The organism is Streptomyces sp. PTL18 (assembly GCF_059510295.1).
Map to the genome: position 1 here is coordinate 87,849 of NZ_JCAJZO010000004.1, position 18,420 is coordinate 106,268.

General features: G+C 71.3%; 19 protein-coding genes. 9 read left to right on the forward strand and 10 right to left on the reverse strand.

Annotation, left to right across the window (positions count from 1 at the left end):
* Positions 1-83: 83 nt before the first annotated feature.
* The gene (locus tag AC5WS8_RS09425; RefSeq protein WP_496102858.1) at positions 84-659 is read right to left on the reverse strand and encodes a hypothetical protein; all 576 of its coding nucleotides are present in this window, start codon (positions 657-659) and stop codon (positions 84-86) included.
* Positions 660-810: 151 nt separating this feature from the next.
* Between AC5WS8_RS09425 and AC5WS8_RS09430 the strand changes: the two genes are divergently transcribed.
* Positions 811-1,659, forward strand: a complete 849-nt coding sequence (locus AC5WS8_RS09430) for a lytic polysaccharide monooxygenase auxiliary activity family 9 protein (protein ID WP_496102859.1) — start codon at positions 811-813, stop codon at positions 1,657-1,659.
* Positions 1,660-1,720: 61 nt separating this feature from the next.
* Here the strand turns inward: AC5WS8_RS09430 and AC5WS8_RS09435 are convergent, their stop codons facing one another.
* Entirely contained in the window at positions 1,721-2,377 is a 657-nt protein-coding gene (locus AC5WS8_RS09435) for a Tat pathway signal sequence domain protein (protein ID WP_496102860.1), read from the reverse strand.
* Positions 2,378-3,007: 630 nt separating this feature from the next.
* Between AC5WS8_RS09435 and AC5WS8_RS09440 the strand changes: the two genes are divergently transcribed.
* Positions 3,008-3,691, forward strand: coding sequence for a DUF6230 family protein (locus AC5WS8_RS09440; protein ID WP_496102861.1), 684 nt, complete (start codon positions 3,008-3,010; stop codon positions 3,689-3,691).
* Positions 3,688-4,119, forward strand: a complete 432-nt coding sequence (locus AC5WS8_RS09445; RefSeq protein ID WP_496102862.1) for a DUF6114 domain-containing protein — start codon at positions 3,688-3,690, stop codon at positions 4,117-4,119. Before AC5WS8_RS09440 ends, AC5WS8_RS09445 begins: the two co-directional genes overlap by 4 nt.
* Before the next feature lie 136 nt (positions 4,120-4,255).
* Here the strand turns inward: AC5WS8_RS09445 and AC5WS8_RS09450 are convergent, their stop codons facing one another.
* The 3 genes from AC5WS8_RS09450 to AC5WS8_RS09460 all read right to left on the reverse strand — a co-directional run bounded on the left by AC5WS8_RS09450 (position 4,256) and on the right by AC5WS8_RS09460 (position 6,286).
* Positions 4,256-5,059, reverse strand: coding sequence for a VOC family protein (locus AC5WS8_RS09450; RefSeq protein ID WP_496103148.1), 804 nt, complete (start codon positions 5,057-5,059; stop codon positions 4,256-4,258).
* Between the two features lie 176 nt (positions 5,060-5,235).
* Positions 5,236-5,709 carry a hypothetical protein gene (locus AC5WS8_RS09455; protein WP_496102863.1) on the reverse strand — a complete coding sequence of 158 codons (474 nt, stop codon included), beginning with the start codon at positions 5,707-5,709 and terminating at the stop codon, positions 5,236-5,238.
* Positions 5,687-6,286 carry an ATP-binding protein gene (locus tag AC5WS8_RS09460; RefSeq protein ID WP_496102864.1) on the reverse strand — a complete coding sequence of 200 codons (600 nt, stop codon included), beginning with the start codon at positions 6,284-6,286 and terminating at the stop codon, positions 5,687-5,689. The genes AC5WS8_RS09455 and AC5WS8_RS09460 overlap by 23 nt, the downstream gene beginning before the upstream one ends.
* 287 nt (positions 6,287-6,573) lie before the next feature.
* Here AC5WS8_RS09460 and AC5WS8_RS09465 point away from each other — a divergent pair, with 287 nt between their 5' ends.
* From AC5WS8_RS09465 to AC5WS8_RS09475, 3 genes are all read left to right on the forward strand, one after another.
* Positions 6,574-7,449, forward strand: coding sequence for a Sco1979 family transcriptional regulator (locus AC5WS8_RS09465; protein WP_496102865.1), 876 nt, complete (start codon positions 6,574-6,576; stop codon positions 7,447-7,449).
* Between the two features lie 3 nt (positions 7,450-7,452).
* Entirely contained in the window at positions 7,453-7,689 is a 237-nt protein-coding gene (locus AC5WS8_RS09470; RefSeq protein WP_496102866.1) for a DUF397 domain-containing protein, read from the forward strand.
* Between the two features lie 120 nt (positions 7,690-7,809).
* A complete protein-coding gene (locus tag AC5WS8_RS09475; RefSeq protein WP_496102867.1) occupies positions 7,810-8,625 on the forward strand; it encodes an SAM-dependent methyltransferase in 816 nt (271 codons plus the stop codon).
* 150 nt (positions 8,626-8,775) lie between these two features.
* Here AC5WS8_RS09475 and AC5WS8_RS09480 read toward each other — a convergent pair whose 3' ends face one another.
* From AC5WS8_RS09480 to AC5WS8_RS09495, 4 genes are all read right to left on the reverse strand, one after another.
* Positions 8,776-9,738, reverse strand: coding sequence for an ABC transporter substrate-binding protein (locus AC5WS8_RS09480; RefSeq protein WP_496102868.1), 963 nt, complete (start codon positions 9,736-9,738; stop codon positions 8,776-8,778).
* A gap of 157 nt (positions 9,739-9,895) precedes the next feature.
* Positions 9,896-10,564, reverse strand: coding sequence for an ABC transporter permease (locus tag AC5WS8_RS09485; RefSeq protein ID WP_496102869.1), 669 nt, complete (start codon positions 10,562-10,564; stop codon positions 9,896-9,898).
* The gene (locus AC5WS8_RS09490) at positions 10,561-11,271 is read right to left on the reverse strand and encodes an ABC transporter permease (protein WP_496102870.1); all 711 of its coding nucleotides are present in this window, start codon (positions 11,269-11,271) and stop codon (positions 10,561-10,563) included. The genes AC5WS8_RS09485 and AC5WS8_RS09490 overlap by 4 nt, the downstream gene beginning before the upstream one ends.
* Positions 11,268-12,398, reverse strand: a complete 1,131-nt coding sequence (locus tag AC5WS8_RS09495) for an ABC transporter ATP-binding protein (RefSeq protein WP_496102871.1) — start codon at positions 12,396-12,398, stop codon at positions 11,268-11,270. The genes AC5WS8_RS09490 and AC5WS8_RS09495 overlap by 4 nt, the downstream gene beginning before the upstream one ends.
* A gap of 196 nt (positions 12,399-12,594) precedes the next feature.
* On the opposite strand from AC5WS8_RS09495, the gene AC5WS8_RS09500 reads away from it, so the two are divergent.
* Positions 12,595-13,602 (forward strand): cytochrome c oxidase assembly protein, encoded by a 1,008-nt coding sequence (locus tag AC5WS8_RS09500; RefSeq protein ID WP_496102872.1) that lies wholly within the window; start codon positions 12,595-12,597, stop codon positions 13,600-13,602.
* 163 nt (positions 13,603-13,765) lie between these two features.
* Here AC5WS8_RS09500 and AC5WS8_RS09505 read toward each other — a convergent pair whose 3' ends face one another.
* Positions 13,766-15,217 carry an amino acid permease gene (locus AC5WS8_RS09505; protein ID WP_496102873.1) on the reverse strand — a complete coding sequence of 484 codons (1,452 nt, stop codon included), beginning with the start codon at positions 15,215-15,217 and terminating at the stop codon, positions 13,766-13,768.
* Positions 15,218-15,957: 740 nt separating this feature from the next.
* On the opposite strand from AC5WS8_RS09505, the gene AC5WS8_RS09510 reads away from it, so the two are divergent.
* Complete coding sequence (locus AC5WS8_RS09510; RefSeq protein WP_496102874.1) at positions 15,958-16,689, forward strand: FadR/GntR family transcriptional regulator; 732 nt, start codon at positions 15,958-15,960, stop codon at positions 16,687-16,689.
* A 78-nt stretch (positions 16,690-16,767) separates the two neighbouring features.
* The gene (locus AC5WS8_RS09515; RefSeq protein WP_496102875.1) at positions 16,768-18,237 is read left to right on the forward strand and encodes an APC family permease; all 1,470 of its coding nucleotides are present in this window, start codon (positions 16,768-16,770) and stop codon (positions 18,235-18,237) included.
* Positions 18,238-18,420: the final 183 nt, after the last annotated feature.

An 18,420-nucleotide genomic window follows, 5' to 3' on the forward strand; every position in this document is an offset into this window, starting at 1 on the left:
GTGTGGGAGGCATCCGTTCAGCGGCGTGTGATCACACCAACGCGTGAATCGGGACGCGGTTCCCCTGCGGGGATCACGGGGGCTCAGGCATGGTCCGAGGTTCCTCGACGGCCGGTGGGGATCCCGGGCGGCAGGTCCACGTCCGTGAACCGCTCCTCGAGCTGCTCGTCGTAGCCGGCCTCGGTCCACACGAGCTTCTTGAACTGCTCCGGCGTCAGCAGACCCGGCCAGGGCGTGCCGCCGGGGCAGAACACCGACGCGCAGCCGGCGCAGTGGTACGCCGGTCGCCACAGCTCCTCGGCACGGGGCGCGCCGGCGGTGACGAGGGCGCGTTCGCGGGACTCGCGGCGGATCACGACGACCGTTGCGACCAGCAGCAGTGCGGCCAGGAGCGATCCGCCGGCGGTGTAGGGCGGACGATGGTGGGCGATGCCGCTGTAGGCCAGGGCGACGCCCACGCCGGCCATCAGCATGCCCTCCAGGAAGTGCACCACGCTGTCGAACCGTGTGGGCGCGTCCGGTGACCGCGCCAGCCGGTCGGCGAGGCCGTCACGCATGGACGCGTGATCGGCGCAGACCTCGGGGACCGCCCGCACGGCTGCCGGGCCGCAGCCCGGACACTTCACCTCAACCGCCTCTGGGGCGCTCTCCGTTGCCATGGGCCTACGCTAACCGGCGCGTCCGCGCGGGCTCACGCGGCAGGCGTCCGCCGCGGTGCGGCGCCGTACGTCTGAACAGGCGCCGTCGTATCCCCGTACTCCTCGATGCGCACCCCGCGCCCGCCGGACCCGACGCGCCTGGAGACACCGGATGCCCGCTCACCGCACCGTCGCCGCGGCCGCCGTGGCCGTGGCGGCCGCACTGCTGCCCGCGACCCCGGCCCTCGCCCATGGCGCGCCCACGGATCCGGTCAGCCGGGTGGTCGCGTGCTCTGCGGAGGGTGGCGCGCGGGCGCGGACCCCCGCGTGCCGGGCGGCGATCGCTGCGAACGGCGCGCCGTTCACGGCCTGGGACAACCTGCGGGTGGCCGATGTGAACGGCAGGGACCGGCAGCTGATCCCCGACGGCCGGCTGTGCAGCGGAGGGCTGCCCGCGTACAAGGGCCTGGACCTGGCGCGCTCGGACTGGCCGTCGACACGGCTCACGCCCGGGGCCACGCTGACGATGACGTACAGCTCGACGATCCCGCACACGGGCACCTTCAAACTGTTCCTGACCAGACGGGGCTACGACCCCACGAGGCCGCTGACCTGGTCCGACCTCCCGGCGAAGCCGTTCGCGGAGGTGACGGACCCGCCACTGCGGAACGGCGCCTACCGGATCAGGGCGACGCTTCCCGCGGACCGGTCGGGGCACCACGTGCTCTACACGATCTGGCAGAACTCCAGCACGACGGACACGTACTACTCGTGCTCCGACGTGGTCTTCACCGCCGCGCCCGGCGCTTCGGGCACCACCGCGGACCAGGGCGGGTCGAGCGGCACGCCGACGGCGTCGCCCACCACCCCGGCGGACGGCGTGCCCGGCGCCCCGGCCGCGGCGGACACGCCCCGCAAGGACCGCGGCCCCTCGACGCCACTGCTGGCGGGCGGCGCCGCCGCGGTCGTCCTGCTCGCGGGCGGCGCCTCGCTCGCCCTGCTGCGCCGCGGGCGCGGCTGAGACGGCCGCTTCCGGTCCCGCCGGAGACCGGAAGCGGCCGTCGGCTGTCGCCCGGTGGCCGTCAGTTGACCGAGACGACCGGGCTGCCGTCCTGGCTGGTGTCGGTGACCGGGGCGTACTTCGCCGTGAAGTAGCCGTTGGCGAAGCACAGCGACGAGCCGGAGATCTTGGTGAAGTGCTGGCTGGTGAAGGCGATGCCGTTGTCGGTGCTGCTCGCCGTGCCGGCCAGGCTCGGCGCCTGGTAGACACAGGTGATCGAGCCGAGCAGAGTGCGCAGTTTGACCGTGGTCTGGATCGTGGACCCGGCGGCCGGGGTGACGGTGACCGTGCCGTCGGAGGCGACCGTGGTGGTGTAGGGCAGGTTGTCCACGGTGATGCCGCTGACGCCCAGGACGCCGACGACGTTGCTGGTGCAGCTGCTGCTGTCGAAGCTGTGGCCGGTGAGCGACTCGGTGGCGGTGCCGGGTGCGGCCGGGTTGTCGGTGACGCTGGCGGTGAACGTCGACGAGGTGCAGGAGACACCGCTGGTGCCGGTGGCGCTGGAGTAGAGCGTGGCCGTGGTGCCGCTCGCGAGCGACGCGTTGAGGACGTCGCCGACGGCGACCGCGCTGCCGCCCGCGGTGAGGACCGCACCGTCCGCGGAGGCGGGGGACGACGTGGCCACGGCGAGGGCCGCGGCGGCGCCGGCGACGGCGAGCAGGGATCGGGTGGAACGCATGGGGTGCCTCTTTCCGAAGTGGGGGGCTGTGCGGGTGGTGGGTGCCGCTGCCGGCCCGTCACGCCTCCTCCGTGCATGACGGGGCGGCAGCGGTGGCCGGGCCACCGGGGACGCGCCGCGGACAGGGGCAAGCGGGCGTGCCGGTGACGCGAAGGGTGACCGGATCGCTGGTGGCTGTGAAGGATCCGTGCGGCGCACCGCGTGTGCGGAGGTGTCACGACACGCCCCAGGAGTCAGGGGCCGGGAGGGTGACCTTGCGCCGTGCGACGGATCCGGCGCCACGGATCCGTGGGAAACAGGGGATGTTGTAGACCTGATACCTCGTCAGCGTCAATACGTCGCACACAAGTTGGATCGCCCGGCAGGCGAGAGCCCGGGGCGCGACCGCCGCGCCGGGGCCGCCGACGACTTCGGCGATCACCGGCACCCCACAATCAACACGCTTTTGCCACAACTCCCTTGACCCTTGGGTGTAACCCCCGGTAACTTCGTCGGTGGCCACTGTCGCGCCACGAGCAAGCCCTTGCACACGCCGGGAGGTGCGAGGAGGCGTGCGCGGCAGCCGCTGTCCGCGCCAGGACACCGTGCCAGTGAAGCCCCGACTCGCATTGACCACGCCCAGGAGCAGACATGGCCTCGTCCTCGGACGTCACGGCGTCCCCCGGTTCCACCCCCGAGCCCCCGGAAAGCGGTTCCCCCGCCGAGGGTTCCGCCGAAAGACGCGGGCGGGTCCGCCTGCGCCGCGCCGCGGTGATGGCGGTGCCTGCCACCGCGATCGCCGCCGCACTCGCGATCATGACCGCCCAGGGAGCACTGGGCGTGCAGTTCGCCATCTCCGGTATGGCCTTCACCGTCACCGCCACCGACCTGAACGGCACCGGCTTCGAGCAGTTCGGCGGCCTCGACAGACTGGACAAGGACAACCCGCTGAGAAACACCGTCGGTGACGAGGTCGCGGTCGTCACCTCCGTGATCAAGAACGCGACGCTCACCAAGTTGTGCCAGAGCGTCGACCTCGGCGGCTCCTACCTGAAGATCACCGCGGGCGGCGGCAAGGACAAGGTCGTCGCCAGCGATCTGACCACCGACTCGACCCAGCTGACCGGTGACGCCGACTTCGACAACATCGAGATCGGCAACGACGCCGGCACGCTGAGCAAAGCAGGGGTGAAGGGACCCCACGGTGTCTTCAGCCAGCAGGCCGACACGGTGCACATCGCCAATCTGAAGCAGACCAACTACGCCACCACGGCGGGCACCTTCAGGCTTCCGGGGCTCAAGCTCGGCTTCAGCGACTCGGACTGCCCCGAATGACGAGCGGGCCGAGGGCCGCCTTCCGGCGGTGGCGGGCGAAACGGCCCTTCTGGGGCGGGCTGCTGCTCGCCCTGGGCGGGGCGGAGATCCTCCTCACCGAGAAGGCGTCGCTGAAGGTGGTCATGCACATCGGCATGCAGGGCCTCGCGGGGTATCTGCTGCCGACCGTGATGGCGCTGTGCGGTCTGCTGATCCTCTTCAACCCCGCCCAGCGCCTGTTCTACTCGCTCATCGGCGTCCTGGTGTCGCTCGGCACCTGGCTCACGTCCAACCTGGGCGGCTTTCTGATCGGCCTGACGCTGGGCGTGGTGGGCAGCTGTCTGGCCTTCGGCTGGCTGCCGGACCAGGAGCCGCGCCGGGGAGTGCTGCGGGGTGTGCTGCGCCGCCGCCGCGACCAGGCCTCCACCGCCGGCTCGGTCGCGCCCTGACCCTCGGCGGGCGGGCTCCGGTCGCCCGACCCACACCGCGACGGGCTCCCCTCCCGGTCCCGCCCGCCGAGGCCGTACCGCGGACCGGCGTCCTGCCCCGCCGCCCGGTCACCGTCCCGGCCGCCCGGCCGGGAGGTCAGCGTCCCCGCTGCCTCGCGGTCACCGTGAAGCGCGCGCCGTCCGGGTCGGCCAGCACCGCCTCGCCGGCGCCCTCCTCCCACTGCAGGACGGACCCGCCGTGCGCGCGGGCCGCCAGAACGCAGGCGGTGACGTCCTCGACCGTGAAGTGGATCTGCCAGTGCGGGCGGATCGTGGGATCGGGCGCCGCCTCAACCGCCCCCGAGTGGATCCGCGCCACCACCGTGCCGCCGCTGCGCAGCACCACCTCGTCACCGTCGTAGTGCACCTCGCAGCAGCGGCGGCGCGCGGCGGCCCATTCCAGGACCTCGCCGTAGAAGATGGCGGCGTCGAAGGCGTCGCGCGTGTGCAGCCGTATGAAGGTGGGCGCGGCGGCCCGCCACTCCTCCCAGTCCGTGATGAGCGGGCCCTCCCAGATGCCGAACACGGCCCCGTCGCGGTCCGCCAGCAGGGCCGCCCGGCCCGGAGGGAGGGCGAGCGGACCCACGGCCGTCGTCCCGCCGCGCTCCCGGCAGCGGGCCGCGGCATCGTCGGCGCTGTCGACCGCGAAGTACACGGTCCAGGCCACCGCCATCTGCCACATCGAGGCCACGGCGGCGATCCCGGCGACGGGGACCCCGTCCGCGAGCGCCACCCGGAACCGGTCACCGAGGCTGTTGGGCCGCCACTTCCAGCCGAAGACGGCCTGGTAGAACTCCTCGGCGCCTTCCAAGTCGCGCGTGGCCAGACTCACCCAGCACGGCGCACCGAACACCGAGTGACTGTTGACCTCCCCCGTGCCGCATGTCTCGTTCTTCGCCATGACCACACCGCCCGGTACGTGTTCCACGACTCCGCCTTCGAGACGCTGAGCCGACGCTCGGCACCTCCTGCGTCGTTCACTGAGGGCCTCCGGGTACCCCGATCGCACCCTTGCAAGGATGCGCCACCGAGCGCCGGGTTTCATCCCGAGACGGGCGCCTGAGGCCCGGAACCGCCTCAGGCGCCCACACCCAGCGACCAGTGCGGGGTGCTGCCGGCCAGGCGGCAGACCAGGAAGTACAGCGGGATGGGGGGCGTGTACGGAGAGTCACCGCCCGGATGGTGGATCAGCCGGGGCCGGCCGGGGCGGGGGCCGTTCCAGGAGGGATCGCGGCGCGCGTCCGCCGCCGCGGCCTGCCCCACCCGTGCGTCGACGGCGTAGCTCGTCGTCGGCGGCCAGGTGACTCCTATGTCGGAGCCCGCGGGGACGATCCACCACCAGCGCAGGTCGTCTGCGAAGACGCAGCCGACACGGGGCAGGCATTTCATGATCCGTCGGCCGTGGACCCCGGGGATGCCCACGGCGTCGTACCCCAGGGCGGCAGTCAGCTCCTCGGGAAGGGTCAGGCGGTCGGGCGGCCCGGGCAGGAGGGACCTCTGCGGGGACGGGATGGGAGGGGAGAACGGGTCAGAGACGGGCGGTCGTTCCATGGCGTACGGATCCTTGTTGCTCAATCGCCGCCGGGGCGCCTGAGCCGGTGCGCGCCCCTTCGGCTCGGGCGGCCGGGTGGGGGTCGGGCCTGAGGGTGCGCGGGGGCGGGCCGGTGGTGAGGGGCTCGCCGGGTTCCGGTGCCGGTTCGTCCCGGACGACGCGGCCGGAGCCGTCCGGGACGTCCCGCACGCCCCAGTCGCCGCTGAGCATGCCGACCGGCGTCAGCCCGCGGCCGCCCTGGTCGTCCCCCCCGGGCCGGCACCGGGCCGGGAGGGTGCCACCGCGCTTCTCGTCCCGGACCTCGATGCACAGCCCGTGGCCGTCGGCGCGGATCCGGCAGACGATCCGCTCGCCGGCGGTGTGCTCGACCGCGTCGGTCACCGGCTCCGAGGTCACCGGCACGGCGTTGTCGGTGGTGCCGTCCCCGGTGCTCCAGCGGCCGAGCAGTCGCCGGACGCTTCCGCGGGCCGGACCGACGGCGGCGGGGACCGCCGGGAGGTCGAAGACACCGGGTCTCGGGGGTGCCGCGCCCGCGGGCAGGCGGCCCACGGACTGGGGGAGGGAGGGCGGAGCCATCGCCGTTCGCCTTTCGTCTGCCTGGGAACCCGGCCGGTACCCACCGCCTTCCGGCCACGGCGCGATGCGCGCGCTTCGCGCCGCAGGTGCCGAATGAGCCCCGTCTCCCCCAACTGAGCTGTTCAGCACCACGGTTCACCGTCCTTCGACGGTATGAACACTGTGGCATCCGGCCGCAACGCACCGCAACCGGCAAGTTGAAAATTGCAATTCGTGAAGTGCATCCTGCTCCGATCGGCGGAAGATCGTGACAGACTGCGACGTGCGTCCCGTGTGAGGGGGTAGGCGTGACCGCGGAAACCGACTGGGGCGGCGCCCCCACCGTGCTGCGCATGATCCTCGGCCGCCAGTTGGAGGAGCTGCGCACCCGGGCCGGTCTGACGTACGAACAGGCCGCCGAGGCGATCGGGGTCAGCCACTCCACCATCCGCCGTATGGAGGCCGCCAAGGTGGCCCGGTTGCGGATCGCGGACGTCGAGAAGCTGCTGCAGACGTACGGCGTCACGGACCAGCAGGAGATCGACACGTTTCTGAAGTCGGTCCGCGAGGCCAACAAGCGCGGCTGGTGGCACACCTACCGCGATGTGCTGCCGGACTGGTTCGCCGCGTACCTCAGCCTGGAGCAGGCCGCCCTGCAGATCCGCGCGTACGAGGCCGAGTTCGTGCCCGGACTGCTGCAGACGGAGGACTACGCGCGTGCCCTGTTGAGCGCCGGCAACCCGCACGCCCCCACCGAGGCGACCGAGCGCCGGGTGGCGCTGCGCATGCGGCGGCAGGAGCTGCTGTCGCGGCCCTCACCGCCGCGCGTGTGGGTGGTGATGGACGAGACGGTGCTGCGCTGGCCGGTCGGCGGCCCGAAGGTGATGCGCGCCCAGATCGACCATCTGATCGAGATGAACGCTCTCCCCCATGTCACCTTGCAGATCATGCCGTTCGGCAACGGCCCGCACCCGGCCATGCGCGCCGGCGCGTTCCACCTCTTCCGGTTCCGGGCGCCCGAGCTGCCGGACATCGTTTATCTGAGCGGTCTCGTGGGCGCCGTCTACCTGGACAAGGCGGACGACGTCGTGGTCTACCGCGAGGCCCTGGACCGGTTGGGCGCGCAGTCCGCGCCCGCGAAGAAGTCCGAGGCCGTCCTCGGCGCGATCCGCAAGGAGTTGTGAAGAGTGCACCACCCGACGCGCACCTGCACGCCGTCCCACACCCTCGGGGCCCGCGGCTGGTCCAAGCCCTGGAGCGACGACGCGGGCGGTGCCTGCGTGGAGGCGAAGAAACTGGCCGACGGCAGCGTGGCCCTGCGGCAGTCCACGGACCCCGACGGCCCGGCGCTGGTCCTCAGCCGCACCGAGATGGCGGGCTTCCTGGCGAGCGTGAAGGCGGGCGAGGCCGACTTCCTGCTGTGACGCGGCCGCTCTCGGCCGACGTTCCTCTTTCATCCCTGCGTCCTGTGTGTTTGTCTCTGCGTCCTGAGCAGAGCCTTCCTCTCCCCTCCCACGACCAAGACCCCGGAACAGGAGACGGCGTTGCCCGACAACGGATGGCCGGCCGACCGCATCGACACCGAGAGCGCGCACTCGGCGCGCATCTACGACTACATCCTGGGCGGCAAGGACTACTACCCCGCCGACAAGGAGGCGGGCGACGCCATGGCACGGGAGTGGCCCGCCCTGCCCGTCCACATGCGTGCCAACCGGGACTGGATGAACCGGGCGGTGCGCTGGCTCGCCGAGGAGGCGGGCATACGCCAGTTCCTGGACATCGGCACCGGCATCCCCACCTCCCCCAACCTGCATGAGATCGCCCAGTCGGTCGCGCCCGAGTCGCGGGTGGTCTATGTCGACAACGACCCGATCGTGCTCACGCTGTCCCAGGGGCTGCTGGCCAGCGCACCCGAGGGGAAGACGTCGTACATCGAGGCCGACTTCCGCGACCCGGAGGCCATCCTGAGTGCTCCCGAGTTCCGGGAGACGCTGGACCCCGGCAGGCCGGTCGCCCTCACGGTCATCGCGATCGTCCACTTCATCCTGGACGAGGACGACGCGGTGGGTGTCGTCAGGCGGTTGCTGGAACCGCTGCCGTCCGGCAGCTACCTGGCGATGACCATCGGGACCGCCGAGTTCGCACCCGAGGAGGTGGGCCGGGTGGCACGGGAGTACGCGGCCCGCAACATGCCCATGCGGTTGCGGACGATCGACGAGGCCCACGAGTTCTTCGCCGGGCTGGAGCTGGTGGAGCCGGGGATCGTCCAGGTCCACAAGTGGCACCCGGACGGCACGGGGGAACAGGGCATCCGGGACGAGGACATCGCGATGTACGGGGCCATCGCCCGTAAGCCCTAGTGCCCCGCCCCGCGCCCCCTGTCGGGGCCGGTCGGCCACGACTCCCGGCCGGACGGCGCCGTCCGGACCGCGCCGTCCAGGACGACGCGGGCGCCTGCCTCCCCGAAGGGCGCGGGCACCCGCGTCGGTCCGCCCGCGGTGGCGTGGACGTCAGTCCAGTCCGGCCGACTTCAGCCAGGCCCTGGCGACGTCCAGCGGGTCCTTCTTGTCGAGCTGCACCTGGGTGTCCATCTGCAGCAGGGATGCCGTGTCGAGCTTGGCGGAGACCGCGTTGAGCGCGTCGACCCCCTTCTGGGGCAGACCCGGCTTGTAGACCAGCGGCTGGACGTTCTCGAACCCGAAGAGGTTCTTCGGGTCCTGCAGGACCACGAACTTCTCCTTGCTGATGGTCGGGTCCGTGGTGAAGACGTCGGCCGCCTGCACGGTGTTCTTCTGCAGCGCCGCCTGGGTGAGCGGGCCGCCCGCGTCGAGCGCCTTGAAGGACTTGAACTGCAGGCCGTAGACGGACTTCAGGCCGAGCAGGCCCTGCTGCCGGGTCTGGAACTCCGGCGAGGCGCCGATCACCAGGTCCTTGGCGATGTCCTTCAGGTCGGCGATGGAGGACTTCTCGGTGAGGTCGTACTTCTTCGCCGTCTCCTGGTTGACGGTGACGGAGTCCTTGTCCTGCGCGGGGGCCGGCTGAAGAAGCGTCAGCTCCGAGCCCAGCTTGGCGTTGATGGCGGCCGTGGTGGCCGCGACCGTCTTCGGGGCGGCGTTCTTGTCGAGGTAGGCCAGCAGCGCCCCGTTGTACTCGGGCAGGACGGTGACGGAGCCGTTCTTCAGCAGGCCGTACGTCGTCTCGCGGCTGCCGATGTTCGGTTTGTAGGCGACCTTGACGCCCTTGGCCTTCAGGGCCTCGCCGTAGATGTCGGCGAGCAGGATGCTCTCGGAGAAGTTGTTGGAACCGACGACGACCGTGTCGCCGCTCGCCCTGCCGCCCTGGAGCGGGTTGTCGGACTTGGTGTCGGAGGACGAGGAACACCCTGCGAGCAGTGCCGCCGTGGCGGCGAGTGCGACGGCGGCCGCGCCGGGGAGTCTCCTGCTGGACGTGCTGACGTTCGCGGTAGAGGTCACGATTCCCGTTCCGTACTTGGCAATGGGGCGGAATGTGCGGAGCTGTGCGGGGTGTCGGTACGCGTTCCACCGATCCAATCCAGCACCTTCTCCATCAGTCAAGAGTTACCCGGTCACCGATCGGCCTCGGCAGACGGCCGGTTGGGACGGCGCCCCGTCAGGCGCTTCTGCGCACTCCCGGCGACACCGCCGCCCGCGCGACGGCCCAGAACACCGTGAGCGTGGCGAGCGCCAGCACGGCCACCAGGGTGGCACCGCCCACGACCTTCTCGTAGTCGCGCTGGTAGAGCCCGTCCACGATGTAGCGGCCGAGGCCGCCGAGACTGACGTACGCGGCGATGGTGGCCGTCGAGACGATCTGGATGGCCGCCGAGCGCAGACCGCTGAGGATCAGCGGCAGCGCGACGGGCACCTCGACCTGGAAGAGGATCCTGGGCTCGCTCATGCCCATGCCCCGTGCGGCGTCCACCGGGGAGGGGTCGACGGATCGCACGGCCTCGTACGTGGTCACCAGGATCGGCGGCACGGCGAGCACCACCAGCGGGATCATGACCGGCAGCAGCCCGAGGCCGAGCAGCACGAACATGAGGACCAGCAGGCCGAAGCTGGGCAGTGCGCGGGCGGCGGTGGCGACGAACGCGAGGACGTTGCCGCCGCGCCCGGTGTGGCCCGTGAGCAGGCCCACCGGCAGCCCGATGGCGGCGGCGACGGCGAGCGCCGTCAGGGAGTACTGGACGTGTTCGAGCAGGCGCTGGGGGATCCCGTCGTAGCCGTGCCAGTGGGCGCTGTCGCCGAAGAACGCGCTCACGAAGTTCAGGACGTTCACCGGGCCGTGTCCTCCAGGGCGAGGGCGGACGGTTCGGGCCGTGCGGCGGGCTTCCGCTTCCTGCCGGTGCCGCGTGGCATCCACGGCGTCAGCAGGACGCGTACCAGGACCAGGAGGGCGTCGACGAGGATCGCGAGGACGGCCGTGGTGACCACGGAGTTCACCGCGAGGACGGGCCGGTGGTAGAACATCGCGTCGGCGAGGAGGTTGCCGAGCGCGCCCTGGTTGCCGATGAGGGCGCCGACGCTGACGAGGGAGATGCTCGACACCGTGGCCACCCTCAGCCCGGCCAGGATGGCGGGCGCGGCGATCGGCAACTGCACCTGGAGATAGCGCCGTACGGGCCCGATGCCCATGGCGGTGGCCGCGGCGAGCGTCTCCCGCGGCACCGAACGGACACCGTCCACGATCGCCGGAACCAGCACCACCAGGCTGTAGACGGCGAGGGGGATCATCACGGTGAGCTCGGTCTGACCGGTGTAGTCGATGAGGACGACGAAGAAGGCCAGCGACGGGATGGCGTACAGGACGGTCGTGACACCGAGGACGGGCGGGTACAGCCAGCGGAACCGCACGCACAGCTGGGCGATCGGCAGGGCGGCGACCAGGCCGGCCAGCACCGGCAGCAGAGCCTCCCTCAGGTGCAGTCCGATCAGTCCCGCCCAACTGTGCTGGAGGTCGCTCGGTATGTCGAAGAACCCGTTCATCCGGCGGCCTTCGTGTCGCTGAGGTCCTCGGCGTGGGCACTGCGGATCGCCTCGCCGATGGTCGCCTGCGAGACCACGCCGGCCACCCGGCCGGTGCCGTCCACGGCGACGGCCCACCCGGTGGGCGAGAGCACGGCGCCGTCGAGAGCGGCGCGCAGCGAGTCCTTGCCGTACACGAACGGCCGCCCGTACGGCAGCAGTCGCTCCGGCGCGATGTCCCCGGCGGTGAGTTCGTCCGGCTCGCTCCAGCCGAGCGGCCTGCCGTCGGGGTCGGTCACCAGCAGGTACGGCGCCTCGGACGTGACGCGGGCGGCGATCTGCTCGGCGGTGGAGCCGACCGCGACGATCGGGGTCTTCTGCAGCTGAAGGGCCTTGGAGGTGAAGAACGACAGCCGCCTGATGCCGCGGTCGGTACCGAGGAAGTCCTCCACGAAGGCGTCGGCGGGGGACGACAGCAGTTCGGCGGGCGGTGCGAACTGGGCGAGCCGGCCGCCGGTGCGCAGGACGGCGACCATGGTGCCGAGCCGGATCGCCTCGTCGATGTCATGGGTGACGAAGACGATGGTCTTGCCCAACTCGTCCTGGATTCTGAGCAGTTCCTCCTGCAGGCCGTTGCGGACGATCGGGTCGACGGCGGAGAACGGCTCGTCCATCAGCAGCACCGGCGGGTCGGCGGCGAGCGCCCGGGCCACGCCGACGCGCTGCTGCTGCCCGCCGGAGAGCTGGTACGGGTACCGCTTGGCGAGGGAGGCGTCGAGCCCGACGCGCTCCATCAGCTCCCGGGCCCGGGCCCGGGCGCGGTCCCTGCCCCAGCCGAGCAGCCGGGGCACGGTGGCGATGTTGTCGACGATGGTGCGGTGCGGGAAGAGCCCGGCGTTCTGGATCACGTATCCCATGGACCGGCGCAGGACGTCGACCGGCTGCTCGCCGATGTCGACGCCGTCGAGGGTGATCGTGCCCTCGCTCGGCTCCACCATCCGGTTGATCATGCGCAGGGTCGTGGTCTTGCCGCAGCCCGAGGGGCCGACGAGGACGGTGATCGATCGGTCCGGTATCTCGAGCGACAGCCTGTCGACCGCCACCGTGCCGTCCGGATACCGCTTCGTGACTGAGTCTATCCGTATCAAAACGCCGAATGCCCTTCGGTGTGGCAGGAGCGGCCGCAGCTCGGCCGATGTCGCTCGGGCCGTTCCGAGGAGAGTGTAGACGGCGCCTGTTGCGCCACCGCGGCGCGTACGGCGGGGCCCGCAAGGATCCGCGGGGGCCGGATCGACGTGCACCCGCGACTCGCGGGTTTGCGCAAATCCGCAGGCGAGGGAGAGCATGACCGGCATGCCGCTGAACGAGATGGCCATGACGACGGCGAGCCTGCCGGAGCTCACCACGGGACGGCTGCTGTCCTGGTGGCACCTCGACGTCCCGGCGCTCCTCCTCGTCCTCCTCCTCGGCACGCTCTACGGCTGGGGCGTGCTGAGGCTGAGGAGCCGGGGCGAGCCCTGGCCCTCGGCCCGTACCGCGACCTTCGCGCTGCTCGGCCTCGGCGCGCTCGTCGTGGCGACGATGTCCGCGCTCGCCGTGTACGACCACACGCTGTTCTGGCCCGCAGCGGTGCAGAACGTCCTGCTCGACCTGATCGCGCCCCTCGGCCTGGCGCTGGGCGACCCGCTGCACCTGGCGGTCCGCGCCCTGCCCGAGCCCGCCTCGGCGCGCGTGCGGCGGGCCATGACCGGACGGGTGGTCCGGCTGCTCACCTTCCCCCTGGTCAGCACGGCCCTGGTGCTCGCGACCGAGCTGACGGTGTACTTCACGCCGTACTTCGCCACCGCCCTGCGCCTCGGCTGGCTGCACGAGCTGATGTATCTCCATCTGCTGCTCGCCGGGACGCTGTTCGTCGTGCCGGTCCTCACCCATGAGGGGGCGCTGCCCGCCTGGTGCACCCACCCGGTGCGCGCGGCCCTGGTGTTCGTGGACGGGATCGTCGACGCGGTGCCGGGGATCGTGGTGATGACCCACGGCACGCTGATCGCCGGTGCCTGGTATCTGCACCACGCTCCGCCGTGGGATCCGGACGTGCACCACGACCAGCAGCTCGGCGGCGGCGCGATGATCAGCATCGCGGAGCTGGTGGCGCTTCCCTTCCTGCTGGCGATCCTGGTGCAGTGGGCGCGCACCGAACGCGCCCAGAGCGTCGCGCTGGACCGCCGTCTGGAGACGGAGCTGGTCCCCGCGGCCCCCGCCCCCGGGCAGACGGCGGACGAGGACCGGGTGCGCCCCTGGTGGGAGACCGAGGACAACGAGGTGGCCCAGCGCATCCGCCGGCAGCGGGGCTGACCCTCGTCAGCAGGGCTCCGCCCTGATCGACCGCTGGTCCGTCCCGCAGGTCGTGCCTCCGCAGGGCGTGCCCCCGCAGGGCGGGTGCAGCCGCAAAGCCGGTGACGCGGCGGGAGAGCCGCGTCACCGGCGGGCCAGGGCGGCCGTGCACCGACCCGGATTCCTACGAGGGGATGGCCTCGCCCTGCCGGACCTTCCGTGCCAGCCGTTCGCGGACCAGCGCGAAGGCCACCACCCCAGCGGCCACCAGGGTGGACAGGACCACCTGGTCACGACCGCCGCCCTCGGCGGTGTCGGTCAGCATGTAGCCCAGGACGAACGTGATCAGCGCGATGGTGATCCAGGTCAGGTACGGGTAGAGCCACATCCTGACGACCAGCTTCTCCGGCGCCTCCCGCTCGATGATCCTGCGCATCCGCAGCTGGGAGAAGCAGATCACCAGCCAGACGAACAGGGCGATCGCGCCGGAGGAGTTGAGCAGGAACTGGAAGACCGTGTCCGGCCACAGGTAGTTGAAGGCCACGGCGACGAAGCCGAAGACCACCGAGGCCAGAATGGCCGCCTGCGGGACTCCGCGCCCGGTGGTGCGGGCGAATGCGGCCGGGGCGTCGTTGCGGCGGCCCAGGGAGAACGCCATGCGGGAGGCGGTGTACAGCCCCGAGTTGAGGCAGGACAGCACGGAGGTGAGCACGATGGCGTTCATGATCTGGCCGGCGTGCGGGATGCCGATGGAGTCCAGTGCGGCGACGTACGAGCCGTTCTTGAGGATCGCGGGGTCGTCCCAGCGCAGCAGCGACACCACGATCAGGATCGAGCCCAGGTAGAACACCGCGATCCGCCAGATCACGCTGTTGGTGGCCTTGGTGACCGCGCCCCGCGGGTCCTCGGTCTCGCCGGCGGCCAGGGTGACGATCTCACTGCCCATGAAGGAGAAGACCACCATCAGGATGCCGGTGAGAATCGCGCCGGGCCCGTTGGGCAGGAATCCGCCGTGCGCGGTGAGATTGGAGAACCCGGAAGCCGGGTGATCGGAACCGGGCAGCAGGCCGAAGATCGCGAGGCCGCCGACGACGATGAACGCGGCGATGGCGACGACCTTGATGCCGGCGAACCAGAACTCGAATTCGCCGTAGGAGCTGACCGAGGCGAGGTTGGTGGCGGTGAGGACGAGCATGACGATCAGGGCCCAGCCCCACTGCGGGACCGCGGGGATCCAGCCGGCCAGGATCTTGGCCCCTGCGGTCGCCTCGACCGCGAGCACCACGACCCAGAAGAACCAGTACAGCCAGCCGATGGTGAATCCGGCCCAGCGGCCGAGTGCGCGGTCGGCGTAGGCGGAGAAGGAGCCGGAGGTGGGGTTGGCCGCGGCCATCTCGCCGAGCATCCGCATGACGAGTACGACGAGGACGCCGACGAGCAGGTAGGAGATCAGGATGCCGGGGCCGGCGGCGGCGATGCCGGCCCCGGAGCCGACGAACAGGCCGGCGCCGATGACACCGCCGATCGCGATCATCGACAAGTGGCGATTCTTCAGCCCGGCTTGCAGGCCGGATCCTCCCGAGGCGCTTTCGGTGGTCACCGGATCGGGGACGGATACAGGGGGGCGTGATGTCATCTCGGCATCCAGGGGCAGGTGGGGACGGCGGAAGGGGCCTGCGGGACCGGGCGGGGTGGCCGCGCGGATTCCACAGGGTGGGGCGTGCGGGGCGCTGGATCGGAGGACGGGTGGCGATCACGCGGAGCGGGCATGGTGGACCACGGCCTCCGGCCGGTGCCTGTCGGACCGGTCGCGCCGACGATGCCGAGGAAAATAGTTCAGGACGATCGGAAAAAACAAGGGGTCCGCCCGCCGACCACGCGCGCCGCCCTCCTCCGGGGGCAGGTCTGCACGCGCCCTCTCGGACCGCGAAGCCGCCCCTCCCGCCCGCGGACCCAAGGAGGCGCGAATTCCCTGCTCAAAGCCATGACCGACGGGCCGCAGAACCGGTCCTCGCACGCCGCTTCCGGACCGGTCGAGCTCGGGCCTTGTTTAACTGTTCACCTTGCTCTAATTTTTCTCCATCGCGACCGCCACTCCCGTCGCGACGCCCGCACAGTGCCGTCTCCCGGCTGTTTCCGGGCCGAGTCGGAAAGCTCCTCCCAACATCCCCCTCACTCCGGGAGCCTCCATGCACCACACCGTGGCATCGCCGCGGGAGCCACCCCCGGTGCTTCCCGCTCACCCGGCACGAGCCTGCCCTCGGCGGGGCACATGCCGAGAAGCCGGCACACGATGCCGACCGGCGTGACGTCCAGCCCGCGATGCCCGTTCGCCGGGAGCCGCGACCGCGATCAGCAGGCCGTTAGTGTGGCGTCGTGGTGAATGCAGCGGGCAAGTTCGGGCCTTACCACCAGCCGGGCCCGGCCTCTACGACCTCGATCACCGGCGTGGGGCACGCCCGCGTGCTGCCCCTCGGGGGCCAGAGCGGATCCGATCTCGTCCGGTCGCGGATCGCACTGCGCGTACGCCTGCGACTGGTGTGTCCGGGAGACCGGCTGCCGGACGCCGGCGCCCTCGCCGAGGAACTGGGCATCGGCGAGATCACCGTGCGCCGCGCGCTGGAGGGCATGTGCCAGGACGGTCTGCTCGACCGCCGGCGCGGACGGGCGGGCGGAACCTTCGTCGCGCAGGACTGGGACACCGTCGTCGCCCTCGTGTACGACGCCGAGGAGGCGGCTTCACTGGACGCCTTCCACCTGCTGCTCGAGTGCGGACTCGTGGCGCACGGTTCGGGAGAGGTCCCGGACGAGAGGCTCGACGGACTTCGTACGCTGGTCGAGGAGATGGAACTGACCGACGATCCAGCACGCCTGGCCGAGTTGGAGACCCGCTTCCACCTGGACCTCGCGGAGGCGCTCGGCGGCGCCGGAATCCGCGAGTTCGCCGCCGATCTGCTCGGCCGCCTGTGCCTGCTGCTGCCCGCACCGCAGCCCGAGGTGGTACGGGCGCAGAACCGCTGTCACCTGGAACTGCTCACCGAACTCGCACGGGGCGCCACCGATCCGGCCGTACAGGCGGTGAAGGCACACCGGCGTTCCCCCCACTGACGCCCGTCCCGACCCCGCCTCAGCCGTCGACAGCCTGCGCACCCACCACCCCGTCACACCGCACGAGGAGTCACCGCCATGCCCAGCCCCGGAGCCGGTCCGCTGCCCCCGCCGGGTCCCGTCGGCGGAGCGCCGCAGCGGCTGCGCGGCGGCGTCCTCGGCATGGCGGACATCGCCGTCGCCACCATGGCCAACGTCGGCCCGGCGATGAGCTTCTTCTTCAGTTTCGCCTTCCTGGCCACCACGGCGGGTGAAGGGTCTCCCCTGACCATCCTCGCCGCGGGCGTCGCGGTCGGGCTCCTCGGCAACACGCTGGCGGAGTTCTCCCGGGCGCACCCCTCGGCAGGCAGCTTCATCACCTTCGTCGGCAAGACCTTCGGACCGGTCAGCGCGGTCACCACGGCCCTGCTGGCGACGTTGGGCTACATCGTGGCGATGGCCGGTGTCATCTCCATCTCCGGCGGGTTCGTGCAGATCACCCTGCACCACTACACCGGCGTGGACCTGCCGTGGATCATCTGGACGCTGCTGCTCACCGGCCTGGCCGTGGTGCTGATGCTGCGCGGGGTAGTGGTCTCCACCAAGTGGGCCGGCTACTTCTTCGGCATGGAGATGCTCGTGCTGGCCGTCGTGTCGGTCGTGGCACTGGTCGAACACCGCGGCGGGCTCTCCCCCGACCCGTTCCTGCCCAGCCACATCAGCGACGGCTTCAAGGGGCTGGCGGCGGGCTTCCCGCTGGGGGTGTACATGTTCATCGGTTGGGAGAACTCGGCGGCGCTCGCCGAGGAGACGGAGAACCCCCGGCGCAACGTCGGCCGCGCGGTGTTCTCCTCGGTCGCCATCATGACGGTCGGCTACGTCCTCTTCGCCTACTCCACCCTGGCCGGCTTCGGCTACGACGTGGAGCGGCTCGGGGACTCCCCCACCCCCTTCATCGACGTCGCCCACCGCACCCTCGGCGCGCTGGCGTTCCTCGCCTACCTCGGCGGTCTCACCTCCACCCTCGGCGTGCTGATCGCGGGCATCAACTCCCAGGCCCGCCTGGTGTTCAACGCCGGACGGGAGGGACTGCTCCCGTCCTTCCTCGGCTATGTGCACCCCATCCGCCGCACACCGAACAAGGCGATCGTCACCTTCACCGCCACCGCCCTGCTGATCATCGGCGGCTGGGCCCTGGGCCACCTGGTGGGCTCGGACGGCGGCTCGACGAATCCGGTGGTCTTCTTCACCGAGTCCTCGGCCCTCGGCGCCACCCTGATCCTGCTGGTCTACCTCGCCTCCAACATCGCCCTGCCGCTGTACTACCGCAGGTACCGCCCACAGGAGTTCCGGGTGGTCCGGCACCTGGTCCTGCCCGCGCTCGGCACGGTGGCCATCCTGGTCCCGTTGTACTACCTCGCCAAGCCCGGCCAGCCCGCGCCGTACAACTGGTTCCCCTACGCGGCGGTCGCCGCCCTGCTCGTCGCCCTCGGCTACGCGGCCCTCCTGGTCCGCCGCGACCCGACCCTGGCCGAACGCGTCGGCTCCATCGTCGCCGACGCGGACTGAACCCACACGGATCCGCTTGCCGCCCTCGGTGATGTCGGCGAGGTCGGCCGGGCGCAGCCGGTGGCCCGGCGCTCCGGACGGACCCGGCGGTCACGCAGCCGGGCCGTGGTGGTCATGACCAGACCTCGCCCCGCCGGGCGGAGCGCCGGGCGGTATGACCGGATTGTTGGTCAACCCTTACCG